Origin of the sequence: Streptomyces cynarae (assembly GCF_025642135.1) — a bacterium.
Taxonomy (GTDB): Bacteria; Actinomycetota; Actinomycetes; order Streptomycetales; family Streptomycetaceae; genus Streptomyces; species Streptomyces cynarae.
Window position 1 is genome coordinate 5437791 of sequence record NZ_CP106793.1, and the last position, 15865, is coordinate 5453655.

Sequence of the window (15865 nt, forward strand, 5' to 3'; positions counted from 1 at the left end):
CGATGCTGAAGGAAACCAGAGGGCACTCGAAGGTGGGTGGAGGCCGGTGGTCCGCAGACCGGTGGCATGGGTCGTGGCGATCGTCCTCTTCGTGGAGGCGTTCGGTGTCGCGCTGCTGAACTGGTTCCTCGGAGTGGTCGTCGACCACCAGCACATGTCCATGGGGGGCGTCGATCCGCACGCCATGTCCGTGTCGTCGAAGGCGGCCGGCGTCGTCTTCGGGCTCTATTTCGCGGTGTGCGGGCTGGCCGCCCTGCTGGTCGCCGTGCGCGACCGCGCGCCGTCCGGCATCTGGCGCATGCTGCTGATCAGCGCCGCGGTGGTGCACGGCCTGCTCGGGGCGTTCGTGGTGGGCCTGGTCGGCTGGGGCGCGTTCGGGTTCATGATGGTGGTGCTCGGGCTGATCGTGCTCACCCTGATGACGTACGACCGCCCGGGGGGCGCGGCGGCCGGTGCGCCGCCCGCCGGCGACGGCCCGGAGGACGGCGACAGGGCCGCGCGGCAGGCCCCGGAGCCCGCCGAGTCCCCGGAGCGGGCCGGCCCCCTGGAGGACGGCGGCCCCGCGCCCGTCACCCCCTGAACGTCGCACGTGCACGTCGACCGGACAGAGCCCGGGCCCGCCCCGTTCACCGCTCCCGCGGTGCCCACAACTCCGTGATGCCCACGCCCAGTTCGGCCAGCAGTCGGCGGATCAGGGGCAGCGAGATGCCGATGACGTTGCCGTGGTCGCCGTCGATGCCGTCGATGAAGGGCGCCGAGCGGCCGTCGAGCGTGAACGCTCCGGCCACGTGGAGGGGCTCGCCGGAGGCAACGTAGGCGGCGATCTCCTCGTCCGTGGGCTCACCGAAGCGGACCACGGTGGACGCGGTGGCGGACGCGTACCGGCCGCTGAGCGTGTCGTAGACGCAGTGGCCGGTCTGGAGCGTGCCCGCCCGGCCGCGCATCGACTTCCAGCGGGCCGTCGCCTCCTCGGCGTCCGAGGGCTTGCCGAGGGCCTCGCCGTCCAGGTCGAGCACGGAGTCGCAGCCGATCACCAGGGCCCCCTTGACCTCGGGCTTCGCCGCCACGACGGAGGCCTTGGCCTCGGCGAGCGCGAGCGCGAGTTCGGCGGGGGTCGGGGCGGTGACGGCGTCCTCGTCGACCCCGCTGACGATCACCTCGGGGTCGAGCCCGGCCTGTCGGAGCAGTCCGAGCCGGGCGGGGGACTGGGAGGCGAGAACGAGACGGCGGCGCGGCTGATCGGTCATGCGCTCAGCGTATAGGCGGCCCTCATCTGGTGCCGATGATGATCATCGCCAGCACCATGGCCAGCGCCATGAGGACCCCCAGCCGCCTCAACATCTCCTGCGTCTCGCGGAGTTCGTCGGGCGGCTCGTTCTCGGGGTCGGACCACAGCATGCCTTCCATCGTCCGGCGGGCGGCCGCGGCGGCGCCTGAGTACCCGTACTCAACTTCCGCCGCCGGCCGCCGGGACGTCTGTCGACGGCACACGGCACACGGCACACGGCACACGGCTTCGGCCGTCACCTGCACCGGACGACGCGGGTGCGTGGTGACGGCCGAAGCCGTCGTGAAGGTGCCGGGCGCGCCGGACCTCGGAAGCCGTCGCGGACGTGCCCGACGTGCGCGTGGCGCCCCCGGACATGGCCGGGGGTCGCGGGTCAGCCGGGCCAGTAGGTCCGGGCCCAGGCCGTCGGGCCCGGCTGGGGAACGCGGTGGGCGGCGACACGGGCCGGGTCGGCCCAGGAGTCCCGCTGCGCCGCGCCGGACGGCGTGGCCGCCGCCGCCGCGGCGCGGACGCGGACCACCGCCAGGGCGGCGGCCAGCTCCTCCGGGGTCGGATTGCCCCGTATGACCTTGATGTTCATGACGGCTCCAGGAGTCCCGGGGTTACAGAGGGATGTTGCCGTGCTTCTTCGGGGGAAGGGATTCCCGCTTCGTGCGCAGCTGACGCAGGCCGCGGACGATGTGGCGGCGGGTGTCCGACGGCATGACCACCGCGTCGATGTAACCGCGCTCGGCCGCGACGTACGGGTTGAGGAGCGTGTCCTCGTACTCCTGGATCAGCCGCGCCCGGGTCGTCTCCGGGTCGTCGGCCTCGCCGATCGTGCGGCGGTGCAGGATGTTGACGGCGCCCTGCGCGCCCATGACGGCGATCTGGGCGGTCGGCCAGGCGAGGTTGAGGTCGGCGCCCAGGTGCTTGGAGCCCATGACGTCGTAGGCGCCGCCGAACGCCTTCCGGGTGATCACCGTGATCAGCGGGACGGTGGCCTCGGCGTAGGCGAAGATCAGCTTGGCGCCGCGGCGGATGATGCCCTCGTGCTCCTGGCCGACGCCGGGCAGGAAGCCGGGCACGTCGACGAAGGTGACGACCGGGACATTGAAGGCGTCGCACGTCCGCACGAAACGGGCGGCCTTCTCGCTGGCGTCGATGTCCAGGCAGCCGGCGAACTGCATCGGCTGGTTGGCGACGATGCCCACCGGGCGGCCCTCGACCCGGCCGAAGCCGGTGAGGATGTTCGGCGCGAACAACGGCTGGGTCTCGAAGAACTCGCCGTCGTCCAGGACGTGCTCGATGACCGTGTGCATGTCGTACGGCTGGTTCGCGCTGTCCGGCACCAGCGTGTCCAGCTCGCGGTCCTCCTCGGTGACGGTGAGGTCCGCCTCCTCCGGGAAGGCCGGGGGCTCGCTGAGGTTGTTCGACGGCAGGTACGACAGCAGCTGCTTGACGTACTCGATCGCGTCCTTCTCGTCCCCGGCCATGTGGTGGGCCACGCCGGAGGTGGAGTTGTGGGTGCGGGCGCCGCCCAGCTCCTCGAAGCCGACGTCCTCGCCGGTGACCGTCTTGATGACGTCCGGGCCGGTGATGAACATGTGCGAGGTCTGGTCGACCATGATCGTGAAGTCGGTGATGGCCGGCGAGTAGACGGCACCGCCCGCGCACGGACCCACGACGAGTGAGATCTGCGGGATGACACCGGAGGCGTGCGTGTTGCGCCGGAAGATCTCCCCGTACGCGCCGAGCGAGGCGACGCCTTCCTGGATCCGGGCGCCACCGGAGTCGTTGATGCCGATGACCGGGCAGCCGGTCTTCAGGGCGAAGTCCATCACCTTGACGATCTTCTGTCCGTAGACCTCGCCCAGCGCCCCGCCGAAGACCGTGAAGTCCTGGGAGAAGACCGCGACCGGGCGGCCGTCCACGGTCCCGTAGCCGGTGACGACACCGTCTCCGTACGGGCGGTTCTTATCGAGCCCGAAGTTGGTCGAGCGGTGCCGGGCGAACTCGTCCAACTCGACGAACGAGTCCTCGTCGAGCAGCAGTTCGATGCGCTCACGGGCCGTCAGCTTGCCCTTCGCGTGCTGTTTCTCGACCGCGCGCTCCGAGCCGGCGTGCGTCGCCTCCTGCACGCGGCGCTGCAGGTCCGCGAGCTTTCCCGCGGTGGTGTGAATGTCGATCTCTTCCGGCTCGGACATCGGGATGCGGCTCCCTGCCTGCTCAAGTGGGGACGTGAGGGTGAGGTGCTACCTGTACGTGCTGTAAGTGCTCAGAAGAAGGAACGGTTACTCATCCGTAGCGTAGTGCTGTGCCTACCGATCGGCAGTGCGGCGTTTACCACACCTAGGGTGGCTTGCATGATGCCGCGAGATTCCTCTGACGCTGACGACAGGTCGAACGGTGCCGCGGGTGGTGGCAGCCGCTGGTCCGACCTGGACCGCCCGCCCTTGAACACCGCCGCGCTGCGCCGGGGGTTGGTGCGCGAGGGCGGGCTGTGGACCGGGGTCGACGTGGTGCAGCGCACCGGGTCCACCAACTCCGACCTGGTCGCCCGCGCCACGGCCGGTCAGGCCGCCGAGGGCGCCGTGCTGGTCGCCGAGGAGCAGAACGCGGGACGCGGGCGGCTGGACCGGGTCTGGACGGCCCCGCCCCGCTCCGGGCTGTTCTTCTCGGTCCTGCTCAACCCGGCCGAGGTGCCCGTGGCCCGCTGGGGCTGGCTGCCGCTGCTGGCCGGAGTCGCCGTCGCGACCGGACTCGCGCAGGCGGCCGGCGTCGACACGGCACTCAAGTGGCCCAACGACGTGCTGGTCACCGTGGGCGGGGAGGAGCGCAAGACCGGCGGGATCCTCGCGGAGCGGGCCGGGAACGCGGGGGTCGTGATCGGCATCGGCATCAACGTCACCCTGCGCCAGGCCGAGCTGCCGGTGCCCACGGCGGGCTCCCTGGCCCTGGCGGGCGCCCGCACCACCGACCGCGACCCGCTGCTGCGTGCGGTACTGCGTTCCTTGGAGGACTGGTACGGCCGCTGGCGCGCGGCGGACGGCGACCCGACCGCGAGCGGTCTGCAGGAGACGTACGCGGCGGGCAGCGCGACCCTGGGCCGCCTGGTCCGCGCGGAACTCCCGGGCAACCGCTCGATCACGGGGGAGGCGGTGGCGATCGACGGTGACGGACGCCTCGTACTGGCGACGGAGGAAGGGATGCAGGAGCCGGTGGGTGCCGGAGATGTGGTGCACCTGCGGTCGGCCTGAAGGGACGGTGCTGCTCGGCGTGGGGCGGGCGATCTCGGCCCGTCTGGGAGTCCCCCTGCTCGAAGAGCTCGGGGGAGTCTGAGGACGAGGCCGTTCAGGTCGATCGGGGGCCTGTGGCGGAGCCCCCGGAACGGTCACCCCGACGCCGGGTGCGCACCCGGCGCCGGGGACGTAACGGCCGCTGGGGAGTGAGCTACCGCACACCTGCCGTAGAGTTGACCGCGGTCGATACCTGACCGCGGCAGATCGGAAGGGCAGCACGCGTGACCGTCGACGACACGGGCTCGGGCACGGGCGTACATCCCGCCCCCGACGGTGAACCGGGGCGCGACGCACACGCCGAGTCCGAGGAGAACCCCCTCGCGCTCCGCCTCGAGCAGCTCATCCTGGGGGCCGAGCGCCGCTACACCCCCTTCCAGGCGGCCCGCAGCGCGGGCGTCTCGATGGAACTGGCGTCCCGCTTCTGGCGGGCCATGGGCTTCGCCGACATAGGCCAGGCCAGGGCCCTGACCGAGGCCGACGTCCTCGCCCTGCGGCGCCTGGCCGGTCTCGTGGAGGCGGGACTGCTCAGTGAGGCCATGGCCGTACAGGTGGCCCGCTCCACCGGGCAGACCACCGCCCGCCTGGCCGAGTGGCAGATCGACTCCTTCCTGGAGGGCCTGACCGAGCCGCCCGAGCCCGGCATGACCCGCACCGAGGTGACGTACCCGCTGGTCGAGCTGCTCCTGCCGGAACTGGAGGAGTTCCTCGTCTACGTCTGGCGGCGCCAGCTCGCCGCCGCCACCGGCCGGGTGGTGCAGGCCGCGGACGACGAGGAGATGGTCGACCGCCGCCTCGCCGTCGGCTTCGCGGACCTGGTCGGCTTCACCCGCCTGACGCGCCGCATGGAGGAGGAGGAGCTCGGCGAACTCGTCGAGGCGTTCGAGACCACCGCCGCCGACCTGGTCGCCGCGCACGGCGGCCGGCTCATCAAGACGCTCGGCGACGAGGTGCTGTACGCGGCGGACGACGCCGGTATCGCCGCGGAGATCGCCCTGCGCCTGATCGAGACCATGGCGAACGACGAGACCATGCCGGAGCTGCGGGTCGGCATCGCCTTCGGCACGGTCACCACCCGGATGGGCGATGTCTTCGGTACGACGGTGAACCTGGCGAGCCGGCTCACCTCGATAGCGCCCCGCGACGCCGTCCTGGTGGATCACGACTTCGCGGAGGAGCTGATCCGCACGGCAGAGGCCCCAGCCTCCGAGACGGAGGCCGCGGAGGCGGCGGCCGCCGCCGAGAAGGAGGGCAAGGAGCCGCCCACCTACCGCTTCGCTCTCCAGCCGATGTGGCAGCGGCCGGTGCGCGGTCTCGGCGTGATCGAGCCGTGGCTGCTGACCCGGCGTGACGGGCCGGCGTAGGCGCTCCTCCTCCGTCCTCGCGGTCATGCGCTTCACAGGCCGTGGACGCACAGCCCCACGAGCGGCACGCACAGGCCCGGGGGGTCCGTGGTGGCGGGTGCCGACGGCGCAGGTGCCCGAGTGGTCGCGGTCGGGGACGGGGCGGACGGCGGCGCGGCCGTCGTCGTGACCGGAGGCTCTGGCGTTCGTGAACGCGAAGCCGTGGGGGTCGGGGGTGCCTCCGGGATGCCGGTCGCCGGATCCGTGACCCGCGGGGCCGGCGTACCCGGACGCCCGGACGGGCTCACGTCGCCCGACACGGCCGGCACCGCGCTCGCCCTTCCCCTGAAGGCGGTCGTCGCGGGCCCCGCGGCCCCCTTGGACGGCACGCCCCCGGCTGTCACCGCGGTCTGGCCGGCGCCGATCCGGGGCTCGGCCTCCGCGGTGCCGCCCCCGCCCGTCACCGACTCGGGTGCCAGGCGTACGAGACTCAGGGCCCCGGCGGCGAGCGCGAACCCGCCGACGGCGAGCGCCATGCGCCGGTGGCGGGGTTTGCGGTGCCGGCCCACCGGACGCAGCCAGAGGGGGCCGGAGCCGTTGTGCACCGTCGTCGTGGTGTCGTCGGTGGCCGTGTCCGTCATCGCCCGTCCCTCCCCGGTCGCCCGCACTCCCCCAAGTGCCGTAGCGGTGCGCAGATTATGTGGAGAAGGAGCGCGGGCGATGCGGAGGTGACTCGAATTCACCCGAACGGGGACATGGGCCGGTCAATGGCCCACACCCGCCGAAGGTGCGCGGCGGCTTTCGCGGGGCCGCCTCGGCTGCGATGATCGGGGGCGTCGTGTAGTTAACCCGCGTTAACCGGGAGGGTGTCATGGCGGAGCAGGGGGACGAGCGGCGGTTCGGCGAGTACGTCGTCGTACGGCGGCACGGGTATGTCGCGGAGCTGGCGCTGGACCGGCCCAAGGCGATGAACGCGGTGTCCACGGACATGGCCCGCTCGATCGCCGCCGCGTGCGCGCACCTCGCCGCCGACCGGGACGCCCGGGTGACGGTGGTGACGTCGACGCACGAGCGGGCGTTCTGCGTCGGCGCGGACCTGAAGGAGCGCAACTCCTTCACGGACGCCGACCTGATGCGCCAGCGCCCCCTCGCCCGCGCCGCCTACACCGGCGTCCTGGAGCTGCCGATGCCGACGATCGCCGCCGTGCACGGCTTCGCGCTGGGCGGCGGCTTCGAGCTGGCCCTGTCGTGCGACCTGATCGTGGCGGACTCCACGGCGGTGGTGGGGCTGCCCGAGGTGTCCGTGGGGGTCATCCCCGGTGGGGGCGGTACGCAACTGCTGCCCCGCCGCGTGGGCGCCGCGCGCGCCGCGGAACTGATCTTCACGGCCCGGCGCCTGGAGGCGGCCGAGGCGCGGGAGCTGGGCCTCGTCGACGACCTCGTACCGGAGGGCCGGGACCGTGAGGAGGCGCTCGCCCTCGCCGCCCGTATCGCCGCGAACTCCCCGGTCGGCCTGCGCGCCGCGAAGCGCGCCCTGCGGCTCGGCCACGGCCTGGACCTGCGCACCGGTCTGGAGGTCGAGGACGCGGCATGGCGCTCGGTGGCGTTCTCCGGCGACCGCGCGGAAGGCGTGGCCGCCTTCAACGACAAGCGCACGCCGCAGTGGCCGGGGGAGTAAGCGGACGAGCGAAGGCGTCGCGATGCCGCGAAGCTCCGCGACACGGCCCGGGGTGTGTCGCCCAGGTCCCGTCGTTCACCCGAAGGGCGGGCCTCGCGGCGTCAGGTGCCTGCTCCGGGGCCCCTTGCTCGAAGAATTTGAGGGAGGGTGCATGGCGTCGCGAGGCAGGCGGGACCTTCGGGACACGCCCTAGCCTGGAGCCGTGGCTGAAGACAGTCGGCTGAGGGACGTGGTGGCGCTGGCGCAGGGCATGGCGGCGGCGCACACTCCGCGCGAGGCCTGGCGGGCCGCCGCGCTGGGCGCGTGCCGGGCGCTCGCCGGGAACTTCGCCGCGCTGTCGGTGTGGGAGCGGGAGGCCGGGCGGCTGCGGGTCCTCGTCAACGTGGGGGAGCGCGCGCCCGAGGAGGAGGAGTTCCCCGAGCACGAGGCCTACCCCGTGCACCAGTTCCCGGAGATCACCGAGTTCCTGCACGAGCGCTGGGCGGGCGGCGGCGGCCCGAGCGCCTGGGTGGAGACCGCCCAGGGCCGCCGCGGGCCACGCCGGGTACTGCCACCAGCGGGTCGCGGCGCTGCGCCGGCGCGGCCGGGGCTGCTGTGTCGTCGCGCCCGTGGTGCTGCACGGCCGCGCCTGGGGCGAGCTGTATGTGGCGCGTCCGGCCGGTGAGCCCGTCTTCGACGGCGACGACGCCGACTTCGCCACCGTCCTCGCCTCCGTGGTGGCCGCCGGCATCGCGCAGACCGAGCGCCTGGAGGAGGCCCGCAGGCTCGCGTTCACCGACGCCCTCACCGGCCTCGCCAACCGCCGTGCCGTCGACGTGCGTCTGGAGGAGGCGATCGAACAGCACCGGGCCGACGGGGTCGCGGTCTCGCTCGTCGTCTGCGACGTCAACGGGCTCAAGCGGGTCAACGACACGCAGGGACACGCCGTGGGCGACCGGCTGCTGGAACGTTTCGGGTCGGTGCTGTCGCTGTGCGGTGCCATGCTGCCGGGTGCGCTGGTCGCCCGGCTCGGCGGTGACGAGTTCTGCCTGCTGACGGTGGGCCCGTCGGCCGACGAGGTGGTGCGGGCCGCCGACGAGGTGTGCCGCCGGGCCGCCGAACTGGAGATCGGCGACGGTGTCGCCTGTGGGGTCGCCTCCACCCAGGACCCGATCGGCCCGGTGCGCTCGGCGCGCCGGCTGTTCCGGCTCGCCGACGCGGCCCAGTACCGGGCGAAGGCCCTGCACGCCGCGAAGCCCGTGGTCGCAGGCCGCGAGGGACCGGACGACCCCGTCGTGCGCCTGGCCGACGAGCCGCCGCCCGCCGGGGAGCGCCGCAGGTTCCGCGGCCGGCACTGAGCCGCCGGACACCTCGGGTTCCGTGGCCTTCACTGAGCCGCCGGAGGTCGGTAAGGGGTGAACCCGCACCCCACTGGTGACATCTTCGAATTCACTGCGTACGCTCCTGAATATGGATATGCACACTGTGGTGGTGGGGACGTCCGGGGTGACCGCGTCCGACGTTCTCGCCGTGGCGCGCGCGGACGCCCGGATCGAGCTTTCCGAGGAAGCCCTGACGGCCCTGGCGGCGGCCCGCGGGATCGTGGACGCACTGGCCGCGAAGCCGGACCCCGTCTACGGGGTCAGCACCGGCTTCGGCGCGCTGGCGACCCGGCACATCAGCCAGGAGCTGCGCACCCAGCTGCAGCGCAACATCGTCCGCTCGCACGCGGCCGGCATGGGCCCCCGGGTGGAGCGGGAGGTCGTGCGCGCGCTGATGTTCCTGCGGCTGAAGACGGTCTGCTCCGGACACACCGGCGTGCGCCCCGAGGTCGCGCAGACCATGGCCGACATCCTCAACGCCGGCATCACCCCGGTCGTGCACGAGTACGGCTCGCTCGGCTGCTCCGGCGACCTGGCCCCGCTGTCCCACTGTGCGCTGACCCTCATGGGCGAGGGCGAGGCCGAGGGCCCCGACGGCGTCGTACGCCCCGCCGCCGAACTCCTCGCCGAGCACGGCATCGCCCCCGTCGAGCTGCGCGAGAAGGAGGGCCTTGCGCTCCTCAACGGCACCGACGGCATGCTCGGCATGCTGCTCATGGCCCTCGCCGACCTGGACACCCTCTACAAGTCGGCCGACATCACGGCCGCGCTCTCCCTGGAGGCGCTGCTCGGCACGGACAAGGTCCTCGCGCCGGAGCTGCACGCCATCCGCCCGCACCCCGGGCAGGGCGCGTCGGCCGCCAACATGCTGGCCGTGCTGAAGGACTCGGGTCTGACGGGCCACCACCAGGACGACGCGCCGCGCGTCCAGGACGCCTACTCGGTGCGGTGCGCCCCCCAGGTCGCGGGCGCCGGACGGGACACGCTGGCCCATGCCCGCCTGGTCGCCGAGCGCGAGCTGGCCTCGGCCGTCGACAACCCGGTGGTCCTTCCCGACGGGCGTGTCGAGTCCAACGGCAACTTCCACGGCGCGCCGGTGGCGTACGTGCTGGACTTCCTCGCCATCGCGGCGGCGGACCTGGCATCCATCGCCGAGCGCCGCACGGACCGGCTGCTCGACAAGAACCGCTCGCACGGCTTGCCGCCGTTCCTCGCGGACGACGCGGGCGTCGACTCGGGCCTGATGATCGCCCAGTACACGCAGGCGGCGCTGGTCAGCGAGATGAAGCGGCTCGCCGTACCGGCCTCGGCCGACTCGATCCCGTCCTCCGCGATGCAGGAGGACCACGTCTCCATGGGCTGGTCGGCCGCCCGCAAGCTGCGCACGGCGGTGGACAACCTGACCCGTGTCCTCGCGGTCGAGCTGTACGCGGCGACCCGCGCCATCGAACTGCGCGAGGGCCTGACCCCGGCCCCCGCCAGCCAGGCGGCGATCACCGCCCTGCGCAAGGCGGGCGCCGAGGGCCCCGGCCCGGACCGGTTCCTGGCCCCGGACCTCGCGGCGGCGGACGCGTTCCTGCGCGACGGCCGTCTGCTCACGGCGGTGGAGTCGGTCACGGGACCGCTGGCCTGAGCACCCGGTGCGGGGCCGCCCCAGGGGTGGCCCCGCGTGGGGGCGCCCGCCGGATAAGGCCTGACCACCTCTTCCGACGCGGCGCGCCGTCATTCGGCGCGCTGTCACCCGGTGCGCTGTCACGCCGGTGTGCTGTCACGCCGGTGTGCTGTCACGCCGTGCGCCGTCACTCCGGTGCGCCGTCATTCGGCGCGCTGTCACGCCGGTGTGCTGTCACGCCGTGCGCCGTCACTCCGGTGCGCCGTCATTCGGCGCGCTGTCACGCCGGTGTGCTGTCACGCCGTGCGCCGTCACTCCGGTGCGCCGTCATTCGGCGCGCTGTCACGCCGGTGTGCCGTCACTCCGGTGCGCCGTCACTCGGTGCGCAGGACCCGGGCGATGGTCTGCCGGGCCGCCGCCCGCGCCGGTATCACCGCGCCCAGTGCGGCGATCGCCACCCCGGCCAGGGCGAGCAGGGCCATCGAGCCCGGGTGCCACACGTTCAGCATCCGTGCCGGGAAGGCGAGATGGGCGCTGTGCTCGGTCATCGGGATCACCAGACGGTAGGCCGCGACTCCCAGCGGCAGACCCAGGAGCCCGCCGAGCAGGCCGAGCCCGGCCATGGACACCACCAGCATCGCCGTGACCTGCCGTGGTGCCATGCCGATCGACTTCAGCGTCCCCAGGTCGCGCCGCCGCTCCCGGCTGCTCAGCACGACCGTGTTGAACACCCCCATCGCGGCGACCACCGACAGCATCAGGGTCAGCGCGGACGCGGAACTGATCACGGTCACCGTCCCGGCGTTCACCGACGTCTTCTCGCTCGGGTACAGGCCGGGATCGGCGGCCCGAACGGCCTTCACATAGGCGCCCACATCGGCTCCGGGGGTGAGCCGCACCCAGTACTGGTCGGCCTGCGCATCCGGCATCAGGGCGGTCACCGTCGTCCAGTCCGCGCGCATCCAGTCCGCAGGCCCGGACATGACCTCCCCGACCAGGGTCGCACGCTCCTGTCGGCCGTCCGCCGCGGCCAGCGTGAACGAGTCGCCGAGACGCAGACCGTACTTGGACAGGAACCTGCCGGAGGCCACCACCTCTCCGCGCGCCCGCATCCACCGGCCCCTGGCCAGGTCGTCCTGGAGTACGGAGCGCCCCCCGCGCGCCCCCTCGATCGACACGTCCTGGCTCTGTCCGAGCATCCGCACGTCGGCGAAGCCCACGGCGGACACATCGGCCGCGTGCGGCAGAGAGCGCAACAGCGTCTGGGTCGCGGCGTCGCCGTGCCGCGGGTCCGTCTGCCCGAACCTGGCTTCCCCGCGCTGGACGAGCACCTGCACCTTTCCGACACCCTCGACGGCGTCGCCGTAGGAGACCATGGTGGCCGACAGACCGGTGGCGAAGGTCACCGTCGCCACCCCGAGCAGTACCGCGCAGACGGTGAGCAGCGCCCGTCCGGGCCGGGCGAAGGGCAGGCCGAGGCCCAGCGTCACCGAGCGCGGCAGCCGCACCCCGGCCAGCCATCGCTGGATCGTCGACCCCCGTGCGCCACTGGGTGCGCTGCCCGCGCTGATCGCACGTGCCGCGGGGAGCCGGTGCGCGCGAAGCGCCGGGATCAGCGCCGCCAGCAGCACCACCGCGGGCATGCCGAGCGCCGTGGTCGCGTACACCCAGGAGGCGATCGCCGGAGTGACCATCACCGTGCCGAGGTCCGCACCCTGGAAGACCTGGTGCAGCAGCGGCTGTGCCACCACGGCGCCCAGAGCCGTGCCGGCCAGCGCGCCCGCCGTCGCGGGGACGCAGACCATCACCAGGTAGACCGCGACGACCTGTCCCGGCGTGAATCCCAGGGACTTGAGCACCCCGATGTGCCGGAAGCCGGACACCACGGCACCGCTCACCACATTGCCCACGATCAGCACGGCCACGAGCAGGCCGAGGATCCCGAAGGCCATGAGGAAGGGCACGAAGGCGTTGGGCGAGGCCGCCACCTGTGCCTTCAGCGTCAGATACGACTGGTGGGCGACCAGCGAGCCGGACGGCAGGCCGGCGGTCACCGCCGCGGTGCCCGCGGTGATCTGGTCGGCCGTGGCGGCCCGTTCGAACCGGTACAGCATCTGGTACGTCGCGGGGTGCAGGGCCTCGATCTGTTGCGGGGCCACCCATGCCTGCGCGGTCCCGCTCACGCCGGCGGCGAGGCCGACCACGGTGAGCGGTGCCAGGCCGGGCAGCCGGATCCGCTTGCCGACCGGAGAGTGCGGCCCCTTGGCCAGCCCGGGTGCGTCCGGCAACGCCAGGACGAGCTGGCCGGAGCCGGTGGCCCAGTGCCCGGCGAAGAGGTCCAGCCGGTCGACCGGGCCACCGGGGGCCGCCCGCCCCACCAAGGTCAGCGGGCCGCCGGGCGCCACCCCGGGAATCTGGGACGTCGCACTCGGCGGCACCTCGACCACGGCCTCCGGGAACGGCCCGGCCGCGGCGCGCACGCCCGGACGGTGCGCGGTCCGTGCCAGCTCGGCACGGGAGACCTTCGCCGCGTCGAAGGTCGCCACCACGTGCGCGCCGTGCGCCTGGGCGAAGAGCCGGTCGAACGGCCCGGACGCGACGTCCAGCAGGCCGAGGGCGACCACGAGGGCCGTGCTGGAGACGAGGACCACCACCCCGATCACGGCGGTCTGCAGCCGGCGGCGGCGCACGGCCGCACGCGAGGCCCGCCACACCGCGCTCATGCCGACCGCTCCAGGGTCCGCTCGCCGGTGATCCGACCGTCCGCCATCGTCACCAGGCGGCCGGCGCAGCGCGTGGCCAGCCGCTGGTCGTGGGTCACCAGCAGCAGGGTCTGGCCCAGTTCGTTGAGGTCGATGAGAAGGTCCATCACCTGCTCGCCCGCGTGGCTGTCCAGGGCGCCGGTCGGCTCGTCCGCCAGCAGCAGCGCGGGGCGGTTCATCAGCGCACGGGCCACCGCCACCCGCTGTCGCTCGCCGCCGCTGAGCGCGGCGGGGTAGACGTTCTGGCGGTCGGCGATGCCGAGTTCGTTCAGCAGCTCCAGCGCCCGGCGCCGGGCCTGTCGGGCCGGCGTTCCGGTGAGCTGGGCGGCCAAGGCGACGTTGTCGATCGCGGGCAGGTCGTCGATGAGGTTGAAGAACTGGAAGATCATGCCGACCCGGCGGCGCCGGAAGAGCGCCAGAGCGGTCTCGCTCATCCCGCCCAGGTCCTCGCCGTGTACGTGCACGGAGCCGGCGCTCGGCCGGTCCAGCCCGGCGATCATGTTGAGCAGGGTGGACTTGCCGCAGCCGGACGGACCCATCACCGCCACCGCCTCCCCGGCGCCGATCTCCAGAGACACCCCGTCCAGGGCGACCGTGTCGCCGTACTCCTTGCGCAGGCCGCCCACCCGGACGACTGCCCGGTCACGCACGCCGGCCGAATCGGCCCCGGGGGCTGCGCCGCTGATGTCTTCGGTGGTCATGGCAGGGACGGTAGGCGGCGTGGAACGCGCGGGCGTCAGCCCCCGGAGGTAACCGGCGGCGGTGGTCATCCTGGCGATGTACGGGGGTGGGCCCGCAGACGGACGCCCGCTCGCCGCCTGCCTGACACGATGGACGACGATGGACGACGTGTGGACATCGGGGACGGGTCGGCTGCTCATCGCCCTCGCGGCGGTGAGCCTGGCGGTGGCCGGGGGCAGCGCCGTGCTGCTGGTGCGCGCCCGCCGCCGTCACGCCAAGGTCCTGGAGGACCGGCGCCGGCTGCTGGAGCGCGAACGGGAGGCCGCCGCCCGCACGGCGGTGGCGGCCGAGCGCGCCCGCATCGCCCGCGAGCTGCACGACATCGTCAGCCACAAGGTCAGCCTGATGGTCGTGCAGGCGAGCGCCGCCCGCGAGGTGCTGGCCAGCCTGCCGGGCGAGGCGGAGACCGCACTACGGGCGGTGGAGGGCGCCGGGCGCGACGCGATGACCGAACTGCGCCACCTGCTGGGACTGCTGGCGCCGTCGCCCGACGGCGACGACGCTGACGACGACCGGGCCGGGCGGTACGGCGAAGGAGACCTCTCCGGGCTCGCACCACAACCGAGTCTGAGCCACCTGGGCACCCTCGTCGACCGGATCGCCTTCGCCGGCCTGCCGGTCGAGGTGCGCATCTCCGGTGAACCGCGCCCGCTGCCGCCCGGCATCGACGTCACCGCCTACCGGATCGTCCAGGAGGCGCTGACCAACGCCCTCAAGTACGGCGACGGCGGCAGGGCGGCGGTGACGGTGCGTTATGCCGACCACAGTCTGCGGGTCGAGGTGCTCAACAGCGGACCGAGCGTGCTCTCCGCCGATCAGGCGGGCACCGGTGCCGGACCGGGCACCCGCAAGCGCGAGGGCGACGGAGCGGGGCGGGGCCTGATCGGCCTGCGGGAGCGCGTCGCCGTCTACGGAGGCCACTTCGACGCCCGGCGCCGCATCGGCGGTGGGTACCGTGTCCGCGCCCGCATCCCCCTGGAACGCCCGTGACCGAGTCCGCCGCCGACCGCCGCGCCCACCACGCCCCGAGCCGGGTTCCGAACCCGCAGGACTCGGATTCGGACTCGGACTCGAACCCGGGCCGGGATTCCGGCGCCCCGCGTGTCCTCATCGCCGACGACGAGGAGCTCATCCGAACCGGCTTCCGCCTCATCCTCACCTCACGCGGCATCGAGGTCGTCGGCGAGGCGGCGGACGGCGTGCAGGCCGTCGCGGAAGCCGAACGGCTGCGTCCGGAGGTGGTCCTGATGGACATCCGGATGCCCGACCTGGACGGCCTGGAAGCCGCCAAGCGCATCCTGCGGCTGCTCCCGCACTGCCGGGTCATCATGCTCACCACCTTCGACCTCGACCGCTACGTCTACGCGGCGCTCGCCGCCGGGGCGAGCGGCTTCCTGCTCAAGGACGTCACCGCCGCCCACCTCGCCGCAGCCGTGCGACTGGTGAACACCGGCGACGCGCTGCTCGCCCCCTCCATCACCCGTCGGCTGGTCGAGCGCTACGCGACCGCCCAGGAGGCCGGCCCGGCTCACCGCCCCGCCACCGCGGCGGCCGCCGCCCGCACGGCCGCGGTCCACCCCGACCTGGCTCCGCTGACCCCCCGTGAACTGGAGGTGCTGACCCTGATGGGCCGGGGCCTTTCGAACACCGAACTCGCCGAAACCCTCACCCTCAGCGAGGCCACCGTGAAGACCCACGTCGCCCGGATCTTCGCCAAACTCGCGCTCCGTGACCGCGCCCAGGCCGTCGTCCTCGCCTACGAGACGGGACTGGTCGCCCCGGGCCGCGCCACCGCCGACTGA

General features: G+C 73.3%; 14 protein-coding genes and 1 pseudogene. 8 read left to right on the top strand and 7 right to left on the bottom strand.

Annotation, left to right across the window (positions count from 1 at the left end):
- Positions 1 to 46: 46 nt before the first annotated feature.
- A complete protein-coding gene (locus N8I84_RS24985) occupies positions 47 to 580 on the top strand; it encodes a hypothetical protein (RefSeq protein WP_263231643.1) in 534 nt (177 codons plus the stop codon).
- A 46-nt stretch (positions 581 to 626) separates the two neighbouring features.
- On the opposite strand, the gene N8I84_RS24990 is transcribed toward N8I84_RS24985, so the two are convergent.
- The 4 genes from N8I84_RS24990 to N8I84_RS25005 form a co-directional block, all read right to left on the bottom strand.
- Positions 627 to 1247, bottom strand: coding sequence for a Maf family protein (locus tag N8I84_RS24990; RefSeq protein ID WP_263231645.1), 621 nt, complete (start codon positions 1245 to 1247; stop codon positions 627 to 629).
- A 22-nt stretch (positions 1248 to 1269) separates the two neighbouring features.
- Complete coding sequence (gene mmpB, locus N8I84_RS24995) at positions 1270 to 1398, bottom strand: morphogenic membrane protein MmpB (protein ID WP_263231646.1); 129 nt, start codon at positions 1396 to 1398, stop codon at positions 1270 to 1272.
- A gap of 263 nt (positions 1399 to 1661) precedes the next feature.
- Positions 1662 to 1868: an acyl-CoA carboxylase epsilon subunit gene (locus N8I84_RS25000; RefSeq protein WP_103840056.1), complete on the bottom strand. Its 207-nt coding sequence runs from the start codon at positions 1866 to 1868 to the stop codon at positions 1662 to 1664.
- A gap of 22 nt (positions 1869 to 1890) precedes the next feature.
- Positions 1891 to 3474, bottom strand: a complete 1584-nt coding sequence (locus N8I84_RS25005; protein WP_263231648.1) for an acyl-CoA carboxylase subunit beta — start codon at positions 3472 to 3474, stop codon at positions 1891 to 1893.
- 159 nt (positions 3475 to 3633) lie between these two features.
- Between N8I84_RS25005 and N8I84_RS25010 the strand changes: the two genes are divergently transcribed.
- Both N8I84_RS25010 and N8I84_RS25015 read left to right on the top strand, forming a co-directional pair.
- On the top strand, positions 3634 to 4527 hold the full coding sequence (locus N8I84_RS25010) for a biotin--[acetyl-CoA-carboxylase] ligase (RefSeq protein WP_263231650.1): 894 nt from the start codon (positions 3634 to 3636) through the stop codon (positions 4525 to 4527).
- A gap of 263 nt (positions 4528 to 4790) precedes the next feature.
- Complete coding sequence (locus N8I84_RS25015) at positions 4791 to 5930, top strand: adenylate/guanylate cyclase domain-containing protein (RefSeq protein ID WP_263231651.1); 1140 nt, start codon at positions 4791 to 4793, stop codon at positions 5928 to 5930.
- A gap of 32 nt (positions 5931 to 5962) precedes the next feature.
- On the opposite strand, the gene N8I84_RS25020 is transcribed toward N8I84_RS25015, so the two are convergent.
- Positions 5963 to 6550: a hypothetical protein gene (locus tag N8I84_RS25020; protein ID WP_263231652.1), complete on the bottom strand. Its 588-nt coding sequence runs from the start codon at positions 6548 to 6550 to the stop codon at positions 5963 to 5965.
- 230 nt (positions 6551 to 6780) lie between these two features.
- On the opposite strand from N8I84_RS25020, the gene N8I84_RS25025 reads away from it, so the two are divergent.
- The 3 genes and pseudogenes from N8I84_RS25025 (at position 6781) to hutH (ending at position 10581) form a co-directional block, all read left to right on the top strand.
- The gene (locus N8I84_RS25025; protein ID WP_200418992.1) at positions 6781 to 7587 is read left to right on the top strand and encodes an enoyl-CoA hydratase/isomerase family protein; all 807 of its coding nucleotides are present in this window, start codon (positions 6781 to 6783) and stop codon (positions 7585 to 7587) included.
- A 250-nt stretch (positions 7588 to 7837) separates the two neighbouring features.
- Positions 7838 to 8924 (top strand): annotated as a pseudogene (locus tag N8I84_RS25030) (diguanylate cyclase domain-containing protein).
- Between the two features lie 118 nt (positions 8925 to 9042).
- Positions 9043 to 10581 carry a histidine ammonia-lyase gene (gene hutH, locus N8I84_RS25035; protein WP_263234878.1) on the top strand — a complete coding sequence of 513 codons (1539 nt, stop codon included), beginning with the start codon at positions 9043 to 9045 and terminating at the stop codon, positions 10579 to 10581.
- A gap of 353 nt (positions 10582 to 10934) precedes the next feature.
- Here hutH and N8I84_RS25040 read toward each other — a convergent pair whose 3' ends face one another.
- Both N8I84_RS25040 and N8I84_RS25045 read right to left on the bottom strand, forming a co-directional pair.
- Positions 10935 to 13283, bottom strand: a complete 2349-nt coding sequence (locus tag N8I84_RS25040) for an ABC transporter permease (RefSeq protein WP_263231653.1) — start codon at positions 13281 to 13283, stop codon at positions 10935 to 10937.
- Entirely contained in the window at positions 13280 to 14023 is a 744-nt protein-coding gene (locus tag N8I84_RS25045; RefSeq protein WP_263231655.1) for an ABC transporter ATP-binding protein, read from the bottom strand. The genes N8I84_RS25040 and N8I84_RS25045 overlap by 4 nt, the downstream gene beginning before the upstream one ends.
- Positions 14024 to 14162: 139 nt before the next feature.
- On the opposite strand from N8I84_RS25045, the gene N8I84_RS25050 reads away from it, so the two are divergent.
- Both N8I84_RS25050 and N8I84_RS25055 read left to right on the top strand, forming a co-directional pair.
- Positions 14163 to 15053, top strand: coding sequence for a sensor histidine kinase (locus N8I84_RS25050; RefSeq protein WP_263231656.1), 891 nt, complete (start codon positions 14163 to 14165; stop codon positions 15051 to 15053).
- Positions 15054 to 15172: 119 nt separating this feature from the next.
- A complete protein-coding gene (locus N8I84_RS25055) occupies positions 15173 to 15865 on the top strand; it encodes a response regulator transcription factor (RefSeq protein ID WP_263234879.1) in 693 nt (230 codons plus the stop codon).

Excerpts from the sequence above, each read along its gene's own strand:
- N8I84_RS25000 (WP_103840056.1), bottom strand. The coding sequence starts at position 1,868 with ATGAACATCAAGGTCATACGGGGCAATCCGACCCCGGAGGAGCTGGCC.
- N8I84_RS25025 (WP_200418992.1), top strand. The coding sequence starts at position 6,781 with ATGGCGGAGCAGGGGGACGAGCGGCGGTTCGGCGAGTACGTCGTCGTA.
- N8I84_RS25045 (WP_263231655.1), bottom strand. The coding sequence starts at position 14,023 with ATGACCACCGAAGACATCAGCGGCGCAGCCCCCGGGGCCGATTCGGCC.
- hutH (WP_263234878.1), top strand. The coding sequence starts at position 9,043 with ATGCACACTGTGGTGGTGGGGACGTCCGGGGTGACCGCGTCCGACGTT.
- N8I84_RS25050 (WP_263231656.1), top strand. The coding sequence starts at position 14,163 with ATGGACGACGTGTGGACATCGGGGACGGGTCGGCTGCTCATCGCCCTC.
- N8I84_RS25005 (WP_263231648.1), bottom strand. The coding sequence starts at position 3,474 with ATGTCCGAGCCGGAAGAGATCGACATTCACACCACCGCGGGAAAGCTC.
- mmpB (WP_263231646.1), bottom strand. The coding sequence starts at position 1,398 with ATGCTGTGGTCCGACCCCGAGAACGAGCCGCCCGACGAACTCCGCGAG.
- N8I84_RS25020 (WP_263231652.1), bottom strand. The coding sequence starts at position 6,550 with ATGACGGACACGGCCACCGACGACACCACGACGACGGTGCACAACGGC.
- N8I84_RS25010 (WP_263231650.1), top strand. The coding sequence starts at position 3,634 with ATGATGCCGCGAGATTCCTCTGACGCTGACGACAGGTCGAACGGTGCC.
- N8I84_RS25040 (WP_263231653.1), bottom strand. The coding sequence starts at position 13,283 with ATGAGCGCGGTGTGGCGGGCCTCGCGTGCGGCCGTGCGCCGCCGCCGG.
- N8I84_RS24990 (WP_263231645.1), bottom strand. The coding sequence starts at position 1,247 with ATGACCGATCAGCCGCGCCGCCGTCTCGTTCTCGCCTCCCAGTCCCCC.